The sequence below is a fragment of the Caballeronia sp. HLA56 genome (assembly GCF_054655155.1).
In genome coordinates, this window is sequence record NZ_BAAHOB010000005.1 from 2,468,590 (window position 1) to 2,486,438 (window position 17,849).

The following is a 17,849-nucleotide window of genomic DNA, read 5'->3' on the forward strand; positions in this document are numbered from 1 at the left end:
CCCGCGCCTGCGAAAAGACCTGCGCCATTTGCGGGATAATACGGAGTTGCGCGGCGTCCCAGCATCCGCTTTTTGCCGCCATTTTTACCGGCTTTGCCGCGTTATCCGATCATGAGCATTCTGAACCTCTCCGCCTACAAATTCGTTTCCATCGACGACAGCGCCGCGTGGCGCCCGCTCGTCACCGAACGCTGCAACGCGCTTGGCCTGAAGGGAACGATTCTGCTCGCGCCGGAGGGCATCAACCTCTTCATCGCGGGGCCGGTCGCGGAGGTGCGCGAGTTCATCGATTACATTCGGGGCGACGCGCTCTTCGGCGACCGCTTCGCCGATCTGCAGTTCAAGGAAAGCCTCTCCGCAAAGCAACCGTTTCGCCGCATGCTGGTGAAACTCAAGCGCGAGATCATCACCATGAAGAAGCCCGCGATCAAGCCCGAACTCGGCCGCGCGCCCGCCGTCGATCCGGTGACGCTCAAGGCCTGGCTCGACCGTGGTCATGACGACGAAGGCCGTCCGGTCGTCATGCTCGACACGCGCAATGCCTTCGAAGTGGACGTCGGCACGTTCGACCACGCGCTCGACTACCGCATCACGAAATTCAGCGAGTTTCCCGAGGTGATCGAACAAAACCGTGCCGATCTGGAAGGCAAGACGGTGGTGTCGTTCTGCACGGGCGGAATTCGTTGCGAGAAGGCTGCGATTCACATGAAGGAAGTGGGCATCGATCACGTCTATCAACTCGAGGGCGGCATCCTCAAATACTTCGAGGAAGTGGGCGGCGCGCATTACTCGGGCGAATGTTTTGTGTTCGACTACCGCACGGCGCTCGATCCGAACCTGCAGCAGACCTCCACTTCGCAATGCTTCGGCTGCCGCGCGGTGGTCAGCGTGGAAGATCAGCAGTCGCCGTTGTACGTGCCGGGCGCCACTTGCCCCGCGTGTCATCCGGATGCGAAGGCCGCCTAAACCTTGAACAAGCCCTGTAGATGACTTACCGTGGCCGCTTCGCGCCCTCGCCTACCGGGCCGCTGCACGCGGGGTCGCTCGTCAGCGCGCTTGCCAGTTTTCTCGATGCGCGGGCGCATCGCGGTAGCTGGATCGTGCGAATAGAAGATGTCGATGCACCGCGTACGGTGGCTGGCGCGGCCGACGAGATTCTCGCAACGCTCGCGCATTTCGGCATGCATTCGGACGAACCGCCGGTCTGGCAAAGTCAACGCGACGCGGCTTATCAAGATGCATTCGAGCGCTTGCTTGCCGCCGGCTTCGTTTATCCCTGCGGCTGCACGCGACGCGAGATCGCCGACTCGCTCGTTCATGCGCATGCTCGTCACGCGACACTCGCTTATCCCGGTACTTGTCGAAGCGGCTTGCATGGCCGTCCCGCGCGCGCGTGGCGACTGCGCGTGCCGGACGGCGACGCGGCGCGCGTCGGTTTCGTGGATCGCTGGCAGGGAATACAAACGCAAGATCTTGCGGCCGAAGTCGGCGATTTTGCCTTGAAGCGTGCGGATGGGCTGTGGGCGTATCAACTGGCTGTCGTCGTCGACGACGCTTCAGCCGGCATTACGCATGTCGTGCGCGGCGCAGACCTGCTGGATTCGACCGCGCGGCAGATTTACCTGCAGCAATGTCTCGATGTGCCGACGCCGTCGTATCTGCATGTGCCTGTCGTCAGCAACGATGCGGGCGAAAAACTCAGCAAGCAGACGGGCGCGGCGCCGCTTGGTCGTGACGCGCCGCTGGATGCGTTGGTGCAGGCGGCGCGGCATTTGAGTATCGAAGTGGCCGCCGCCGGTTCGCTCGAGTCGTTTTATGCGGATGCGACCGCGCAGTGGGCGCGTCAGTTCGGGATTACTTAGCGGCATGCGTTCGCTTCTGAGGGGCGAATCGCTCGCGCCGCGTAAGCGTTCGACTGACGAGTGCGGTACGAGATTGGGTCTGTTGTCGCCTCAGAACGTTGGCTGCGGCCTTTAAGTGGTCAAGGAGCGGCACAAAAAAAAGCAACCTAACCGGTTGCCCTTTTCATCCCACACATACCGTGCTTAACGGTTCAACGGCAGTCGCAGAGACCACCGTTTCTTAGAGCTTCACGCGCCAACTCAAGTCGACTTACGCAACGCACCCAACCCGCCAAGCAACGCGGCCAACGGCTGCTTCGGCGCGCTCTTGCGCTCCGGCTCGACGCTTTCCTCATGCCGCTTCACCGCCGAGGGCGAGGGCTCGTAAGGCTTGAGGAAGAATTCGTCCACCGGCTGCTGACGCCCGCGCGGCCGATCATACGACGACCCCGACGTGCGCCGGCGCGGACCCGCTTCTTCCCGCGCGCCATGCCGATGTTCGCTGCGCTCCGGGCGGACCGGCCGCTCGTCGCGCCGCGCGCCTTCACGACGCACCGGCGTCGTTACTTCGAGCGTCATCACTTCGAGCGGACGCTTGATCAGCTTTTCGATGTCGGCAAGCTGCTTGCGTTCGTTCGCGCTGCACAGCGACAACGCGTCGCCCGACGCACCCGCGCGCCCCGTGCGACCGATACGGTGCACGTAATCTTCCGCGCTGAACGGCAAGTCGAAGTTGATGACCGCCGGCAATTCGGCGATATCGAGCCCGCGCGCGGCCACGTCGGTTGCGACGAGCGCTTCGATCTCGCCGCGCTTGAACGCGTCGAGCGCCTGCATGCGCTCGCCTTGCGTACGGTCGCCGTGAATCGCGGTGGCGACGATGCCATCACGTTCCAGCACGCGCGCCAACCGGCTCGCGCCGATCTTGCTGTTGCAGAACACGATGACCTGCTTCAATCCGCGCTGGCGGATCAGTTGCGCGACGGCGCCCGACTTGTCGCTCTCGTGCACTTCGAAGACGATCTGCCGCACGTTGGTCGCGGTGGAGTTGCTGCGCGCGACTTCGATGGTCTGCGGGTTGCGCAAATAAGTTGCCGCGAGCTTCTTGATTTCAGGCGAGAACGTCGCCGAAAACAGCAGCGTCTGACGCTCCTTAGGCAGCAGATTCAGAATGCGCTGCAGGTCCGGCAGAAAGCCCATGTCGAGCATGCGGTCGGCTTCGTCGAGGACGAGCATCTGCACCTGGCCGAGATTGAGCGTCTTTTGCTGAACGTGATCGAGCAGCCGTCCCGGCGTCGCGATGAGAATCTCCACGCCACGGCGCAACGCATCCGACTGCGGATTCATGTCGACGCCGCCGAACACCACCGTGCTGCGCAACGCAGTGTGCTTCGAGTAGGTCTGCACGTTGGCGGCGACCTGATCGGCAAGTTCGCGCGTGGGCGTAAGCATCAGCGCGCGCACGGGATGGCGGGCGGGCGAGGCGCTCGTATTGGCCATCGGCAAAAGACGCTGGATGATCGGCAGCGAAAAACTCGCGGTCTTGCCCGTGCCGGTCTGCGCCGCGCCCATCACATCGCGGCCCGCGAGCACGACGGGAATGGCCTGCTCCTGGATCGGCGTGGGCGTGGTATAGCCGGACTCGCTCACTGCCTTGAGGATGTCGGCGGCCAGGCCGAACTGATCGAACGTAGGCGCGGTGGACGGGTTCGTGGCGACGGAATCTGACATGGTGACTATTGGGCTTTCGCTAAAAATCCGCTTGAAGCGGTGCGTAAGCGGGCGTTCGGTCGATTACGCGTGAGTATTTCGGTGACGCGGAGGGTTGTCCGCGCAAGCATTTGTGCGCGGCGCTTGCCATGCACTTGAAGCGCGCCGGGCAGGAAAACGAGCGCCTGACGCAGATTCGGCCGATGGTCGCGGCCTGCGGAACGCCGCAGGTTCGGGCACAAGGCCCGCTGCGATGGAACACGGCTTCGATGACGCCTTCAAGGCGGCCGACGCACGCTCAAGTGGAAGGCCACGCGAGCCGATGCGAACCACGACGCTGCAGGGCAAAAATCTTAGCCGGAAAGCCGCACATTGTAGCATCCGGCGTCGATCCGCCCCTTTCCGCGCTTCATGCGACAGAGGCGCACGACGTAGGCCGCGCTTACTTGTTGTGCGCCTCGCAATCGGCCAGTAGCGGCGGCGAGTCCTTGGCCGCCATCTCGTCATAGAGATTGGCCTGCGGTCCCTTGGTCCACCACGTATATTGATCCGCGACGTATTTGGCCCCGGAACCCGCGATCACGTTGACGAACAGCAGTTTGCGGCCATCCACCGTCAATGCCGCGAAGCTCTGGTGATTGCGTGCGTTGGTGTATTGCACCGACACGCTCTTGCCATCCTTGCAGTCGTAGCGCGTGGTCTGCGTCGAGGCGGTCTGGATTTGCGGCACGGTGAGCGGCATCGCGCGCGCGGTCGTGGCAATCGTGGACGCCATAAGAAGCGCGGCCGAAAGTACGAGAGATCGTTTCATCATCGGGTCCGGAAATCGTGGGAAGCGGCTCGGCGAGCCTTGATGGATGGCCCGAAGATCATGGATCGATCACGTCCGCGCAGGCGTCCGTGGGCGCGGCCGCGACATGGCCGACCACCGGCACGATCTTCAAACCCGCTGACGCGATCCGGCACGGAGCCGCGGCCAGCCCGCAGCCCGAAAGTCCCGCGCACGCCACGATCAACGCGGCCATGATGATTCGCTTCACTATCTTCTCCCTGCCATTTGCAGGCGATGGTCAGCCCGGTCGACTCGATACGGGCTTTACTTTCGACGCCGCCAGCTTCGCGCGCTCACGCGCTTCGCCGGTATCGACGCCAGTAGCGAGCGCGACGCCCATGCGCCGTTTCGCGAAGCTCTCGGGCTTGCCGAAGAGGCGCAGATCCGCGCCCGGCACCGCAAGCGCTTCGGCCACGCCTTCGAAGGCGATACCCGCTTCGTCGAGGCCGCCGTAGATCACCGCCGATGCGCCCGGCGTTTGCAGCGCGGTATCGACGGGCAAGCCGAGAATGGCGCGCGCGTGCAGTTCGAACTCGGAGAAACGCTGCGTGGCGAGCGTCACGAGACCCGTGTCGTGTGGACGCGGACTGACTTCCGAAAACCATACGTCATCGCCGCGCACGAAGAGTTCCACGCCGAAGAGGCCGCGTCCGCCGAGCGCGGTCGTCACCTTTGCCGCGACATCGCGCGAGCGGGCGAGCGCGACGGCGCTCATCGCCTGCGGCTGCCAGGATTCGACGTAATCACCCGCCACCTGCACGTGGCCGATAGGCTCGCAGAAAAAGGTCGCCGTCTCGCCTGTCGCGGGGTCGGCCGCGCGCACGGTGAGTTGCGTGATTTCGTACTCGAAGTCGATGAACCCTTCCACGATCACGCGCCCGTGGTTCACGCGCCCGCCCGCCATCGCGTAGTTCCAGGCGGGCTCGACATCCGCGTCGCTTCCGAGCACGGATTGTCCCTTGCCCGAGGACGACATGACGGGCTTCACCACGCACGGAAAACCGATCTTCGCGATCGCCTCCTTCATCTCTTCGAGCGACTGCGCGAACGCGTACGGCGAGGTCGGCAAGCCAAGCGTCTCGGCGGCCAGGCGGCGAATGCCTTCGCGATTCATCGTCAATTGCGTGGCGCGCGCGGTCGGAATCACGGTGGCAATGCCAGCGGCTTCGATGTCGGCGAGCGCGTCGGTGGCGATTGCCTCGATCTCGGGCACGATCAGATGCGGCGACTCTTGCTCGACGAGCGCGCGCAGCGCCACGGCATCGGTCATGTCGATGACATGCGCCCGGTGCGCGACCTGATGCCCCGGCGCGTTCGCATAGCGATCCACCGCGATCACCTCGACGCCGAGCCGCTGCAACGCGATGATCACTTCCTTGCCGAGCTCGCCCGCGCCGAGCAACATCACGCGCGTGGCATGCGCCGAAAGCGGCGTGCCGATGCGGCGCTCGACGTCGGTCGCGGCATTCGTGCCGGTAGCGGGGTCGCGTTGCGAGTCGGTGTGCATGAGTGCTCCAGAAATCGGATTCGGTGGCGCCTGTTGCTCGAACATTCGATGAGGCGAGAATGGCCCGGATGTTAACACGCACCGCTTAGTGCAACAGCTCTGCCATTCGGTCTATTGACAGGCGCCAAGAGCAGTATGACAAGCGGTATCGCTGCTCAGTTGCAAGGCATTCGCGTGCTTTTCGAAGATCGTCGACGGGAGGAAAGCGCTGCCGATCATTTTGTTGCATCGAGCGCTGGACAAATCGTAGGACGAGTGCGATACCCTTACGGTTTCGCCAGTTTCAGGACTCCCCGATGCCCACGCACTTCATCCGCACACCGTCTTCGTCGCCGCTTTTTCGGGGAGCGCCGGCGTGGCTCACACGTGCATCGCGGCGCGCCGGTGTGCTGCTGCTCGCCACGGGTTTCATCGCCGGCTGCGCGCTCCCCAAGCATCCCGACACGAGCGCGCCGCCCACCGATCCCTACAATCCCGCCGCCACGCAATTGCTCGACGACACGCAATGGCAGCTCACGCGGTGGACCGATGCAAGTGGCAAGCCGCGTGCGCTTCCTCAGGACGCGGGCAGCGCGCAGCCCATCACGCTCGACTTTTCGACGGCGAGCGGCCATCGGCGCGCGAGCGGCTTTTCCGGTTGCAACCGCTTCGCGGGCGCCTATGACCTGAAAGACGGCAAGCTCACGTTCGGCCCGCTCGCCGGTACGCGCATGGCCTGCGTCTCCGGCACGGGCGGTGCGTTGGAGCAGCCGTATCTGGATGGACTCGCACATGTCGCCAGAAGCGGCGTTCAGATGAACCCGCCGCCAGCGTTGCAACTGACGCTCGCCGATGGACAGGTGCTCACGTTCGCGCCGCGGCCAAAGTAAGCGCGAGGTGTTGCGTGCTCGCGCCATACCTATCGGCGCACGCCGCAACCGTTAAACTGCCTGGTTGAACGCGCATGCGTCCGAAGCGGGCAGCGAGTCTGGTCCTGTCTTATACGTCTCACCCAACATTGGTTCTATCTCTAGCATGCAAATGGTAGTTCTCGGCTGGTTCGGTGCATCAGTCGTCTGGATCCTTCCACTCCTCTGGCGCATCGTGAAATCGGTGCTCCCGAGCGGCAGCGGACTGCGCGGCCCCGGCACGATCCGGCTGTGGGTCGGCTTCATCTGCGTATTGCTGTCGAGCAGCGTGCTCGAAGGCCTGCTTGCAAGTGGCGTCGAAACGCAGGCGAATATCAATCGCGGTGGTCGGGCGCTTGCCTTGCTTCTCGTCAATCTGGCTTATCCGGCTGGCGCGATTGCCGTTGCGGCCCTCGTGCTGGCAATGTTCGCGCCGTGGCTCGTCGAGTTCTCGTGGCGCTCGGTGCTGATCTGGTTCGATGAAGCGTTCGGCTTCGATTTGCCGAAGAGCTGGCTGACACCACCCGAAAAAAACGAGCGCGAGCTGCAGCCGAAGAAGGAACGCCGTGGGCGACGCGATGCATCCGGCTGGTTCGAGCGTCGTGCGCGCGACAAGACCAAGACGACGCGCGAGATCCCCGTGCGCGGCATCGGCGCGGATCGTTTCGATGCCTCGTCCGTGCGCGTGCCGCAGGATGAGCCCACGCTCGGTTTGCCGACCGGCAAGCAACGCGGACGCTATCGGCGGCCTACCGCGTGGCGTCCGCCTTCGATCGGCAAGAGCGGCGCGAATCGCGATCAGGCGTCGGCGAGAAATACCGCGTCGACCAACTATGCCGCCGTGCGTCTCAGCCGATCCGCGTTCGAAGCGGAAAGCGCGTCCGGTCGGCCGATGCCCATCGAGCCGGTCGCGCCCGGTGGATGGTTGAATCCGTCCACGCAGCCGCGTGCCTCGGTGTCGCCGGGGGCGCGGCCGGCACAAGGCGCGAATGGCACGACAGCGTCGGCGCGAACTTCCGCGGGAATGGCTGCGGCTTCTGCGTCGCGCAATACTGCCTCATCGGTTGCGGTCGAGCCGCGCGGGAATGTTTCTCGGGCGGGTGCGGCTCCGGCTGCATCGGCTGCACTGGCCCGGGGCGGCACCGCTTCAGTATCGGCAGGAGGCAATGCACGCGGTCCGACGCCCGCACAGAGTCGTGCGGGGCAGACTTCGCCTGGGCTCGTGCGGCGCGCGCCGCCCGCTCGTCCGACCGCAACACCGGCCACGCATGACTTTGCTGGGCGTTCGCTGCCAGCGCCCGCCGACGCGCTGGCGCGTTCGGCACTTCCGCCGCTCGAACCACCTCCGCCGCCCGAGTCCGTTCAGGCGACGCTGCGATCTATCGAGGAGAACGCCGCGTTATGGACGTCGCTCGCCGGAACGGGGCTCGCGCGTGAACCTGAAGCGATGGTGGCGGATATGGCCGCAGCGTCTGGCTCGCAAGTCACATCGCAATCTGCGAGCGACGCCGTGACGCGAGCGCCAACGAGTACGGAACCTGTCGACTTCTCTCCGAAGCCAGCGGACACGTTGATCGACGGCGGTCTGAACGCGAACGGCGCCATTTCAGACGATGCCACCTCCGTTGGGGCAAGCACGCTCGTTTTCTCACGCATGGGAGCCAACGTTGCGTCGCAAGCACCGGCAGCGGTTTCGTTGGACGCGCCCGCAACGCCCGCTACGCCACCGATTCATCGCGAGTTCACGCCGGAGCACGCCGAGCCTGACTTGGTCGAGCCAACGCGTCACACCGAAACGCCTGCACCGCCGTGGCTGGACGAGCCGTCATCGTCGCCGAGATACGAGCCACCTCCGCTGCCGTCGTTCCTGCCGATGGACGAGCCGCCGCCGCTCGTGGACGCATTCGGCGATGCTCGCGACCAGCCCGATCCGTCTGGTGCGGACTCCGTGCGAAACGCGACGGCATTGCCTCCCGACGACACATTCCGAAGCGCATCCACGTTGCCTGGCGACGAAACCGGCCAAAGCGCACCCGCGTTGCCGCGCGACGACACCGTGCGGCACGCGCCCGCGTCGCTTCGAGATGAATCGATCCAAAGCGCTTCGACGTCGCCCGTCCACGAGACCGCGCGCGAGGAAGCCTTCGACGCGCCGGAAAAGCCATCGAACATCGTGCGCTTCCCCATCGCCGTCCCGCTGCAAGAGGCCGAAGCCGAAGCGCCACCCGCCGCAACAACGTTGCCAGCAAGCGCCCCGCGCCCGCCGGTACGCGGTTTCGCGCCCACCGAATTCGAATTCCACGCGCCGCACGCATCCGCAGTTGAATTGCCCACGCTCGACCTGCTCGAACCCGCATCCGAAGACGCCGAACCAGTCTCCGAACAGCAACTCGCCGAAACCGGCCAGCTAATCGAACAACGGCTGCAGGAATTCAAGGTGCCCGTCACGGTCGTCGGCGCGTCCGCTGGCCCCGTCATCACGCGCTTCGAAGTGGACCCGGCGCTCGGCGTGCGCGGCAGTCAGATCGTCGGCCTCATGAAGGATCTATCGCGAGGCCTCGGTCTCACGTCGATCCGCGTCGTCGAAACGATTCCCGGCAAAACCTGCATGGGCCTCGAACTGCCGAACGCAAAACGCCAGATGATCCGTCTGTCCGAGATTCTCGAACAGGACGTGTACCGCGCGTCGAAGTCGAATCTCACCATCGCGATGGGCAAGGACATCGTCGGCAATCCGGTCGTCACCGACCTCGCCAAGGCGCCGCACATGCTGGTCGCGGGCACGACGGGCTCCGGCAAGTCGGTCGCGATCAACGCAATGATCCTTTCGCTGCTCTACAAGGCGACGCCTGAGGACGTGCGCCTCATCATGATCGACCCGAAGATGCTGGAACTGTCCGTCTACGAAGGCATTCCGCATCTGCTCGCACCCGTCGTCACCGACATGAAGCTCGCGTCGAACGCGCTCAACTGGTGTGTCGGCGAAATGGAAAAGCGCTACCGGCTGATGTCGGCGGTAGGCGTGCGCAATCTGCAGGGCTTCAATCAAAAGATCCGCGCCACCGAAGCGGCCGGCAAGAAGCTCACGAATCCATTTTCGCTGACGCCCGATGCACCCGAGCCGCTATCGACGCTGCCGCTCATCGTCGTGATCATCGACGAACTGGCCGACCTCATGATGGTCGCGGGCAAGCAAATCGAACAATTGATCGCGCGTCTTGCGCAGAAGGCGCGCGCGGCCGGCATCCACCTGATTCTCGCGACGCAGCGGCCTTCGGTCGATGTCATCACGGGTCTCATCAAGGCCAACATTCCGACGCGCGTGGCGTTTCAGGTGTCGTCCAAGATCGATTCGCGCACGATTCTCGATCAGATGGGCGCGGAATCGCTGCTCGGCGCAGGCGACATGCTGTTCCTGCCACCCGGCACCGGCTACCCGCAACGCATACACGGCGCGTTCGTCGCGGACGACGAAGTGCATCGCGTGGTCGAATATTTGAAGCAGTTTGGCGAGCCGGAATACGAGGAAGGCATTCTGTCCGGGCCGACGTCCGAAGGCGCGTCGCCAGACCTGTTCGGCGAAACGCCCGAGGCCGAAGCCGACCCGCTCTACGACGAAGCCGTCGCGTTCGTGTTGCGCACACGGCGCGCGTCGATTTCGTCGGTGCAGCGGCAACTGCGTATTGGCTATAACCGCGCGGCGCGGCTTGTCGAGCAGATGGAAACGGCCGGGCTCGTCTCCTCGATGGGCAGCAACGGCAATCGCGAAGTGCTCGCACCGCCGGGCCCGGCCGACTAAGCGTTTTTACCAGAGCCGCAAGCGGCGCAACAGGAAGATCGTGATGGCGGCGCATCCCGCCATCACGCCGACCACCACCCAGAACGAAGCAGGATTGTGCGTGCCCGGCAAGCCCGCGACGTTCATGCCGAAGATGCCCGTCACGAGCGTGGCGGGCAATAACAACGCGGACATGATCGCGAGCCACAAGAGCTTGCGGTTGATGTCCTCGGAGAGCAACGCGGCAATTTCGTCCTGCAAGAGTTTGGCGCGTTCGTAGAGTCCTTCGAGCCCGCCGCCCAATCCGTTGAGCACCTGAATGGCTTGCACGAGCGCTTCCATCGAGCGCGGTTCGGCCCATTCAAGCCGACGCGTCACGAGTTGCGTAAGCGCGTTACGCTCGGGGTCGATAAAGCGCTTGACCTCCACCAGCCGCCGCCGCACCACGCCGAGTTCGACGCGCCAGTTCGAATGGCCGCCTTCGAGCACGCCCTCTTCGACATCGTCGAGACGGTCGCCGATTTCATCGATACGGTCCGCGAAGGTCTCGTTGAGCGCGCGGATCAGACCCGCGAAAAGATCGACGGTATCGCGGAACATCGCGCCTTCGAGCACGGCATGACGCAGCCGGTCGGTCGACTGCAAGGGACGCGCGCGCACCGTAATCATGCGGTTGCGGTCGACGTAAAAGCGCAACGCGCCAGTCGCGCGAATCGCCTCGCGTGCGCCCGGCTCCGCGCCCGCGGGCGTCGCCGCGACGAGCTCCAAGTCGGCGACCACGCCGTACATGAAATTCGGTCCCATGTGCACGCGCGGGCGCTTGTCCTCGCCGTTCAGAAATTCGCGCGCGACATCGGGCATGGAACTCACGCCTTCGAGCCAGCCTTCGACGGTATCGTCGTTGGCCGAGAGATGGAGCCACGTCGGTCCGTCGCCCGTGATCGCATCGCGCGCTTCGTCCCACGAAAGCCGCAGCGCCTGGCCGCCCGCAAAGCGAAACGCGCTGATAAAGCCGGGCGGCGCCGCTTCGTTCTTGTCAGGTTGCGGGCCCGGTTCAGGACGCCCGGCGCGGCCGGAAGTGTAAGTCGTGTTCAATCTTGCTTTCCCTGCAATTTCCGTTGTCTTTCGATTTCATCAGGATACCTTTCGGTTCCAAATGCCAGGCTGCGCGAGCCGACGCAGCATCGTACTAGAACTCGTGGCGGACCCGGAAGAACACAACGCCGCCGTTGCCATCGGTTGCACGGGCCGCATGAGAAGCGCGAAGACCGTTCACAGAGATGAAACCGTGACGGCTTCGCGTGTCGGTCACGTGACGAAAGCCTGGAACGGACCATTGCCGCGATCGACAACGACACCGCGCAAACTTCTCAAGACGGCGAGACGAACTTGAAATCGACCGGCGAGCCGATAGAAACCCGCTTCGGGTCCGATGCCAGTTCGCCCGATGCCGGATCGCGCCGGAAGAAGAACGCGCTGTCGCTGTCCTGATTGCCGACGATGAGCCAGCGCCCGCTCGGGTCGATCGCGAACTCACGCGGCGTCTTGCCGAGCGTCGGATATCGTTTCAAGAGCTTGAGATGGCCGTTGTTCGGATCGACCGCGAACGCGACGAGCTCGTTCGCGTCGCCACGATTGGTCGCATACAGAAAGCGTCCATCGGGCGACAGATGCACCGCGCCGCCGCCGATCTTGCCTTTGAAGCCGGGCGCGGTCATCGGCACGCTCTGCGTTTCGCTGAGTTTGCCGTCGCGATAGTTAAAGACGAGCACCGACGCGTTCATTTCGGTCGTGAGATACGCATGCTTGCCGCCGGTATCGAAAATCAGATGCCGTGGGCCCGAACCAGCCTTGATCGGCGTGTAACGCGCATCGGTCGGACCGAACAGGCCGCGGCTGCCATCGGGCGTGTAGCGGTACGCGAACACCTTGTCGACGCCCAGGTCTTGCGTAAAGAGATATTTGCCATCGGGCGAGAACACGGTCGAGTGAACGTGCGAGTTGTCCTGCCGCCCTTTCACGGGCCCGTTGCCTTCGTGATGCACCGTCAGCACGGAGGTGCCGACGTGACCATCGGCGTTGATCGGAAACACCGCGAAGCTGCCGCCGGGATTGGCGGCCACCGAGTAATTGGCTGTCAGCAGATATTTGCCATCCGGCGAGAGCGCGAGGTAACACGGGTCGTTGCCATCCGCCGACACGCGGTTCAAAAAGCTCAACTGGCCGGTTGCGCGGTCGAAGCGAAACGCGCTGATGCCGCCGCGTTGCGAAGCCCGGCCGTTGTCGCCGGGCAGTTCGTTCACGGCATACACGTAATTGTGATCGCGACTCACGACGAGATACGACGGGTTCACCGTCTGCGCCGACGCGACGCGCGTCAGTTCGCCATTGCCGGTATCGAAGCGATAAACATAGATGCCTTCGCTCTTGCCGCCGCCCGTGTAAGTGCCGATGAGCAGATCGAGCACCTCGCCGCCCGATGAAACCGCAACGCCACTGGCGCCCGCGGCCGGCGTCGCGCTTGCGGGCGTCTGCGCCACGGCATGCGTGGCCGCGATCGACAGGATCAACGCGAAACCCCGGGCCCACCTACGCGGCTTGAATGAAGCCAAGAGCGAACTCGTGAGCGTATTCTGTAGCGGGCGCGGCACTTGCGACGTGCGTCTCGCCGCGACGGCGGACAACCGTTCCGGCAACGGATGGCTCGGGTGCATGAAAGCTCCTCATCGTCTTCTGATGCTTGTTATCGAGGGCGATGCGCGAACGGCTGCGGCATCGTCTGGCTGGCGTGGCGCGAGCAAGTTTTGCTCCCACCGTGCCACCGGGCAAACCGCAACAGGCTAAACCCAACCATTCGAACCAACAACAAAAAGGAGTTGCTGCGATGAACATTCACGTAAGCCTTGGGCCGCTGGTGTCGCTGATCGCCGGGATTCTCATCCTCGTGATGCCGCGACTGCTGAACTTCATCGTCGCGATCTATCTGATCGTGATTGGACTGATCGGGCTATTCGGCATGGGCTCGGCGCATTTCTGACGAACGCATGCGCGCGGCTTGAACCGCGCGCATGTCCTAGGACTGGACGCGAAAGTCTTCGCGTTTCAACCGTTGGCGAGTTGTTCCAGCCGCAGGCGGCCTTGCAAGGACAGCGCGCCTACCGCGACGCCCGCCGCGTCGAAGGAATAGCCGCTGAAGCAGCCGCGCTCGGTGAGAAAGACAGCGGCGGTTTCCATCGCGTTGCGCGACAAACCGAGATGCCCGGGATCGAGCGCGAGCAAAGTGTCGGGCTCGCTCAACCGGCTTGCTGCGGAAAGAATGGCGATGCAGTCAGCTTTCGACGGATTGTGCATGGTGTCCTGTTCCCCGAAATCACGAAGTGATGAACCGGTATGCGACGTGCGAAGCGTGAGACCGTGGTGCGAAAGAATGGTCGATGACAGCGCGACATGGTCCCGACGCGCAGTTGAACGACGCGACCTGAAGGCCGTTCGTAAGACTTCATTTAAACATTGGCCGATCGTTCCGGCAAGTTTTCATCGGCGAGTTACGCGGGCGTTTCCGCCAGCCCTGCGGGACGCGCCGTTGCCGCTGCGATAGAGGAGCGTTCGCCCGGTTTCCTGCTCACCGTGAACGAATGCGGCAGAATGCGGCCAGACCAAGGGTTTGCGTTTTGCGTCTTACATGTCTGTGTCGTTCTCATTCCAACCCTCGGCGCTCTCGGGCGCCGCCAGCAGGAAGATGTCCGCATGCCAGCATTGATCGAAGATTACGCCATGGTCGGCGACGGCCACACCGCAGCACTTATTTCCCGTGACGGTTCCGTAGACTGGCTCTGCTGGCCGCGCTTCGACTCAGCCTCGTGTTTTTCGGCGTTGCTCGGCACACCCGAACATGGCCGATGGCTGCTCGCGCCGGAAATGCCCGACGGTAAAGCGCCGGTCATCCGGCGTCGTTATCGCGAAGACACGCTGATCCTCGAAACCGACTTCGAGACGCCCGATGGCGCGGTGACGATCGTCGACTTCATGCCTTCGCGCAACGGTCATTCGGAACTGGTGCGCATCGTCGTGGGCAAACGCGGCTCGGTGCGCATGAAGATGGAACTGGTGCTGCGCTTCGACTATGGCTCGGCGATTCCGTGGGTCAGCCGTCTGCCCGACGCAAGCGGCATTCGCGCGATTGCAGGTCCCGATCTCGCCGTGCTGCGCACGCCCGTGGATCTCGTCGGCGAGAACATGCGCACGACCGCGTACTTCGACGTTGGCGCGGGCGAACGCGTGCCCTTTTCGCTGTGCTATTCGCAATCGCATTTGCGGCTGCCGCCCGCGCACGATCCACACACGCAACTCGCACGCACCGAAAATTACTGGCGCGAATGGTCTAGCCAAAGTGAACTCAAGGGCAAGTGGGCCAGCGCCATACGCCGTTCGCTCATTACGCTCAAGGCGCTGGCGTATGAGCCGACCGGTGGCATCGTTGCCGCGCCGACAACGTCGCTACCCGAACAGCTCGGTGGCACGCGCAACTGGGATTATCGCTATTGCTGGCTGCGCGACGCGACCATCACGCTGCTCGCGATGATGCGCGGCGGCTACTACGACGAAGCCCGCGCCTGGCGCGCGTGGCTGGGCCGCGTGATGGCGGGTTCGCCCGATCAGGTGCAGATCATGTACGGCATCGCGGGCGAGCGGCGTCTGCCCGAATACGAGATTCCCTGGCTGCCGGGCTACGAAGGCGCGCAACCGGTGCGCATCGGCAATGGCGCGGTCAATCAGTTGCAGCTCGACGTCTATGGCGAAGTGATGAACGCGTTGCATCTCGCGCGCGTCGGTGGCCTGCAAAGCGACGAAACCGCATGGTCGATCCAGTGCGCCATGCTTCAGCACCTGGACACCGTCTGGGAGATGCCCGACGAAGGCATCTGGGAAGTGCGCGGCGGCCGCAAGCACTTCACGTTCTCCAAGGTGATGGCGTGGGTGGCCTACGACCGCGCGATTCAATCGGCGGAAAAGTTCGATCTGGAAGGTCCGGTGGATCATTGGCGCGAGATGCGCGCGCGCGTGCATGCCGCCGTCTGCGCGAGAAGCTGGAATCCGCAAATCGATTCGTTCACGCAGACGTATGACGGCGATGCGCTCGATGCGAGCCTTCTTTTGATCCCATTGCTCGGCTTTTTGCCGCCCGATGATCCGCGAGTGGCCGGAACCGTACATGCAATCGAAACCACTCTGACGCACGATGGGCTGGTCAAGCGCTATCACACGACCGAAGTCGCCGATGGTCTGCCGCCTGGGGAAGGCACGTTTCTGGCTTGTAGCTTCTGGCTGGTCGACAACCTCGCGCTGCAAGGGCGGCTCGATGAGGCGCATCAGATGTTCGAGCGTCTCGTCGGCCTCGCCAACGACGTAGGCCTTCTGGCCGAGGAGTACGACACGATAGCGAAGCGCATGGTTGGCAACTTTCCGCAGGCCTTCACGCACGTGGCGCTGGTGCACACTGGCATGAATCTGATGCGGCACGAAGAAGAGATGGCCGAAGCGACGGGTCAACCTGCTGGCGACTCAAAAGACGGAAATCTCAAGGCAAATCCAGCGCTGGAAGCCGCGATGGCCAAGAAATAGGCAAAGTCGTGTTTGGAATACGAATGCCATGCAGTTAAGATTGGTGCAACGCACAAAATTTAACTGTTGCGCGTAGCGAAGCAAAAGCTGGTATTTTTAACCGTTTAGTGGAATCGTGCGTTTGCTGCGCAGAAAATTCTGCTTCGGCTCAAGCTCCGAGCCGGGCGTGTCGTTACATGCCCAGAAGTTGCCCAGTATCAAGCATCAGACGTTTGTAGTAAGGGAAGAGACAGTGCCTCGCGTGCGGCGACAGCCCGCCGCACGCGGGGATTATCGAGCGTCGTTGAGCCTGATCGCCGGAAGTCTTGCCGGGATCGACACGCAGACCGGTTTTTCACGGGGCAACCATGCTCTACCAAATCCACGAAGTTCAGCGGGCCATGTTGTCGCCCCTCACCGCCTGGGCCCAGGCCGCATCGAAGTCGTTTGTGAATCCGGCGAGCCCGCTTTCCTATGTTCCCGGCGCGAGCCGTTTTGCTGCCGGCTACGAATTGCTGTACCGGCTCGGCAAAGACTACGAAAAGCCGCAGTTCGACATTCACCAAATCGTGAAGGACGGCCATAACATTCCGATCGTCGAGCAGACGGTTGTCGAAAAGCCGTTTTGCCGTCTGCTGCGCTTCAAGCGCTTCGCCGACGACAGCGCCACCGTCACCAAGTTGAAGGAGCAGCCTATCGTGCTGGTGTGCGCGCCGCTTTCCGGGCACCATTCAACGCTCTTGCGTGATACCGTGAACACGCTTTTGCAAGACCATAAGGTGTACATCACCGACTGGTTGGACGCGCGCATGGTGCCGGTCGAAAATGGCGCGTTCCATCTGGACGATTACGTCGAATACATTCAGGAGTTCATCCGCCATATCGGTGCGAAGGACCTGCATGTCATTTCGGTGTGTCAGCCGACCGTGCCGGTGCTTGCCGCCATTTCGCTGATGGCGAGCCGCGGTGAAGACACGCCGCGCACCATGACCATGATGGGCGGCCCGATCGACGCGCGCCGCAGCCCGACATCGGTCAATTCGCTCGCCAACGAGCACTCGTACGAGTGGTTCGAGAACAACGTCATCTATACGGTGCCGGCGAATTATCCGGGCGTGGGCCGCAAGGTGTATCCGGGCTTTTTGCAACACGCGGGATTCGTCGCGATGAATCCAGAGCGCCACCTTACCGCGCACTGGGACTTCTATCAGAACCTTCTTCGCGGCGACGACGACGACGCCGAGCAGCATCGCCGTTTCTACGACGAGTACAACGCCGTGCTCGACATGGCCGCCGAGTATTACCTGGAGACCATCCGTATCGTGTTCCAGGAGTTCCGTCTTGCCGAAGGCACGTGGGACGTGAACGGCGAGCGCGTGCGCCCGCAAGACATCACGGCGACGGCCCTGTTCACCATTGAAGGCGAACTGGACGACATCTCCGGCAGCGGTCAGACACGCGCCGCGCACGATCTCTGCACGGGCATTCCCGCGCAGAATCAGCGGCACTTCACGGCGGAAAAAGCTGGTCACTACGGCATCTTCTCCGGACGCCGCTGGCGCACGATGGTGTATCCGCAACTGCGCGAGTTCATTCTCGAACACGACAAGGCGCCGAAGAAGGAAGCCGTGCCGGCCTGAGATTCAGTGACCGAGTTCGACTACGCGCCGCTTCATAGAACCGGTTCCGTAAA

At 63.3% G+C, this 17,849-nt stretch carries 14 protein-coding genes; 7 read left to right on the top strand and 7 right to left on the bottom strand.

What is annotated here, in order from left to right; translation table 11 throughout:
* The first annotated feature begins 111 nt into the window (after nucleotides 1-111).
* Together ACYQ47_RS31070 and gluQRS are read left to right on the top strand one after the other, a co-directional pair.
* A complete protein-coding gene (locus ACYQ47_RS31070; protein ID WP_250464190.1) occupies nucleotides 112-966 on the top strand; it encodes a sulfurtransferase in 855 nt (284 codons plus the stop codon).
* A gap of 20 nt (nucleotides 967-986) precedes the next feature.
* Nucleotides 987-1,862 (top strand): tRNA glutamyl-Q(34) synthetase GluQRS, encoded by an 876-nt coding sequence (gluQRS, locus tag ACYQ47_RS31075; protein ID WP_459908592.1) that lies wholly within the window; start codon nucleotides 987-989, stop codon nucleotides 1,860-1,862.
* A 240-nt stretch (nucleotides 1,863-2,102) separates the two neighbouring features.
* On the opposite strand, the gene ACYQ47_RS31080 is transcribed toward gluQRS, so the two are convergent.
* The 4 genes from ACYQ47_RS31080 to purT all read right to left on the bottom strand — a co-directional run bounded on the left by ACYQ47_RS31080 (nucleotide 2,103) and on the right by purT (nucleotide 5,890).
* Nucleotides 2,103-3,572 (bottom strand): DEAD/DEAH box helicase, encoded by a 1,470-nt coding sequence (locus ACYQ47_RS31080; RefSeq protein WP_244827521.1) that lies wholly within the window; start codon nucleotides 3,570-3,572, stop codon nucleotides 2,103-2,105.
* A gap of 421 nt (nucleotides 3,573-3,993) precedes the next feature.
* Nucleotides 3,994-4,365: an MliC family protein gene (locus tag ACYQ47_RS31085; protein ID WP_459908594.1), complete on the bottom strand. Its 372-nt coding sequence runs from the start codon at nucleotides 4,363-4,365 to the stop codon at nucleotides 3,994-3,996.
* 55 nt (nucleotides 4,366-4,420) lie between these two features.
* On the bottom strand, nucleotides 4,421-4,576 hold the full coding sequence (locus ACYQ47_RS31090; protein WP_309845184.1) for a DUF6726 family protein: 156 nt from the start codon (nucleotides 4,574-4,576) through the stop codon (nucleotides 4,421-4,423).
* A 45-nt stretch (nucleotides 4,577-4,621) separates the two neighbouring features.
* Nucleotides 4,622-5,890 (bottom strand): formate-dependent phosphoribosylglycinamide formyltransferase, encoded by a 1,269-nt coding sequence (gene purT / locus ACYQ47_RS31095; RefSeq protein WP_459908596.1) that lies wholly within the window; start codon nucleotides 5,888-5,890, stop codon nucleotides 4,622-4,624.
* Nucleotides 5,891-6,186: 296 nt separating this feature from the next.
* Here purT and ACYQ47_RS31100 point away from each other — a divergent pair, with 296 nt between their 5' ends.
* Nucleotides 6,187-6,759, top strand: a complete 573-nt coding sequence (locus ACYQ47_RS31100; RefSeq protein ID WP_459908598.1) for an META domain-containing protein — start codon at nucleotides 6,187-6,189, stop codon at nucleotides 6,757-6,759.
* Nucleotides 6,760-6,904: 145 nt separating this feature from the next.
* The gene (locus ACYQ47_RS31105; RefSeq protein ID WP_459908600.1) at nucleotides 6,905-10,576 is read left to right on the top strand and encodes a DNA translocase FtsK; all 3,672 of its coding nucleotides are present in this window, start codon (nucleotides 6,905-6,907) and stop codon (nucleotides 10,574-10,576) included.
* A gap of 6 nt (nucleotides 10,577-10,582) precedes the next feature.
* On the opposite strand, the gene ACYQ47_RS31110 is transcribed toward ACYQ47_RS31105, so the two are convergent.
* Together ACYQ47_RS31110 and ACYQ47_RS31115 are read right to left on the bottom strand one after the other, a co-directional pair.
* Nucleotides 10,583-11,650, bottom strand: coding sequence for a transporter (locus tag ACYQ47_RS31110; protein WP_244827518.1), 1,068 nt, complete (start codon nucleotides 11,648-11,650; stop codon nucleotides 10,583-10,585).
* Between the two features lie 275 nt (nucleotides 11,651-11,925).
* Complete coding sequence (locus tag ACYQ47_RS31115) at nucleotides 11,926-13,269, bottom strand: lactonase family protein (protein ID WP_459908602.1); 1,344 nt, start codon at nucleotides 13,267-13,269, stop codon at nucleotides 11,926-11,928.
* Nucleotides 13,270-13,439: 170 nt separating this feature from the next.
* On the opposite strand from ACYQ47_RS31115, the gene ACYQ47_RS31120 reads away from it, so the two are divergent.
* Nucleotides 13,440-13,592 (top strand): DUF3096 domain-containing protein, encoded by a 153-nt coding sequence (locus ACYQ47_RS31120; protein ID WP_244827516.1) that lies wholly within the window; start codon nucleotides 13,440-13,442, stop codon nucleotides 13,590-13,592.
* Between the two features lie 65 nt (nucleotides 13,593-13,657).
* Here ACYQ47_RS31120 and ACYQ47_RS31125 read toward each other — a convergent pair whose 3' ends face one another.
* Nucleotides 13,658-13,906 carry a hypothetical protein gene (locus ACYQ47_RS31125; protein ID WP_250464178.1) on the bottom strand — a complete coding sequence of 83 codons (249 nt, stop codon included), beginning with the start codon at nucleotides 13,904-13,906 and terminating at the stop codon, nucleotides 13,658-13,660.
* 396 nt (nucleotides 13,907-14,302) lie between these two features.
* On the opposite strand from ACYQ47_RS31125, the gene ACYQ47_RS31130 reads away from it, so the two are divergent.
* Both ACYQ47_RS31130 and ACYQ47_RS31135 read left to right on the top strand, forming a co-directional pair.
* Nucleotides 14,303-16,177, top strand: coding sequence for a glycoside hydrolase family 15 protein (locus ACYQ47_RS31130; protein WP_459908605.1), 1,875 nt, complete (start codon nucleotides 14,303-14,305; stop codon nucleotides 16,175-16,177).
* A gap of 347 nt (nucleotides 16,178-16,524) precedes the next feature.
* Nucleotides 16,525-17,796 (top strand): polyhydroxyalkanoate depolymerase, encoded by a 1,272-nt coding sequence (locus ACYQ47_RS31135; RefSeq protein WP_459908607.1) that lies wholly within the window; start codon nucleotides 16,525-16,527, stop codon nucleotides 17,794-17,796.
* The last annotated feature ends 53 nt before the right edge of the window (nucleotides 17,797-17,849 follow it).

Excerpts from the sequence above, each read along its gene's own strand:
- ACYQ47_RS31070 (WP_250464190.1), top strand. The coding sequence starts at position 112 with ATGAGCATTCTGAACCTCTCCGCCTACAAATTCGTTTCCATCGACGAC.
- gluQRS (WP_459908592.1), top strand. The coding sequence starts at position 987 with ATGACTTACCGTGGCCGCTTCGCGCCCTCGCCTACCGGGCCGCTGCAC.
- ACYQ47_RS31080 (WP_244827521.1), bottom strand. The coding sequence starts at position 3,572 with ATGTCAGATTCCGTCGCCACGAACCCGTCCACCGCGCCTACGTTCGAT.
- ACYQ47_RS31085 (WP_459908594.1), bottom strand. The coding sequence starts at position 4,365 with ATGATGAAACGATCTCTCGTACTTTCGGCCGCGCTTCTTATGGCGTCC.
- ACYQ47_RS31090 (WP_309845184.1), bottom strand. The coding sequence starts at position 4,576 with ATGGCCGCGTTGATCGTGGCGTGCGCGGGACTTTCGGGCTGCGGGCTG.
- purT (WP_459908596.1), bottom strand. The coding sequence starts at position 5,890 with ATGCACACCGACTCGCAACGCGACCCCGCTACCGGCACGAATGCCGCG.
- ACYQ47_RS31100 (WP_459908598.1), top strand. The coding sequence starts at position 6,187 with ATGCCCACGCACTTCATCCGCACACCGTCTTCGTCGCCGCTTTTTCGG.
- ACYQ47_RS31105 (WP_459908600.1), top strand. The coding sequence starts at position 6,905 with ATGCAAATGGTAGTTCTCGGCTGGTTCGGTGCATCAGTCGTCTGGATC.
- ACYQ47_RS31115 (WP_459908602.1), bottom strand. The coding sequence starts at position 13,269 with ATGCACCCGAGCCATCCGTTGCCGGAACGGTTGTCCGCCGTCGCGGCG.
- ACYQ47_RS31120 (WP_244827516.1), top strand. The coding sequence starts at position 13,440 with ATGAACATTCACGTAAGCCTTGGGCCGCTGGTGTCGCTGATCGCCGGG.
- ACYQ47_RS31125 (WP_250464178.1), bottom strand. The coding sequence starts at position 13,906 with ATGCACAATCCGTCGAAAGCTGACTGCATCGCCATTCTTTCCGCAGCA.
- ACYQ47_RS31130 (WP_459908605.1), top strand. The coding sequence starts at position 14,303 with ATGCCAGCATTGATCGAAGATTACGCCATGGTCGGCGACGGCCACACC.
- ACYQ47_RS31135 (WP_459908607.1), top strand. The coding sequence starts at position 16,525 with ATGCTCTACCAAATCCACGAAGTTCAGCGGGCCATGTTGTCGCCCCTC.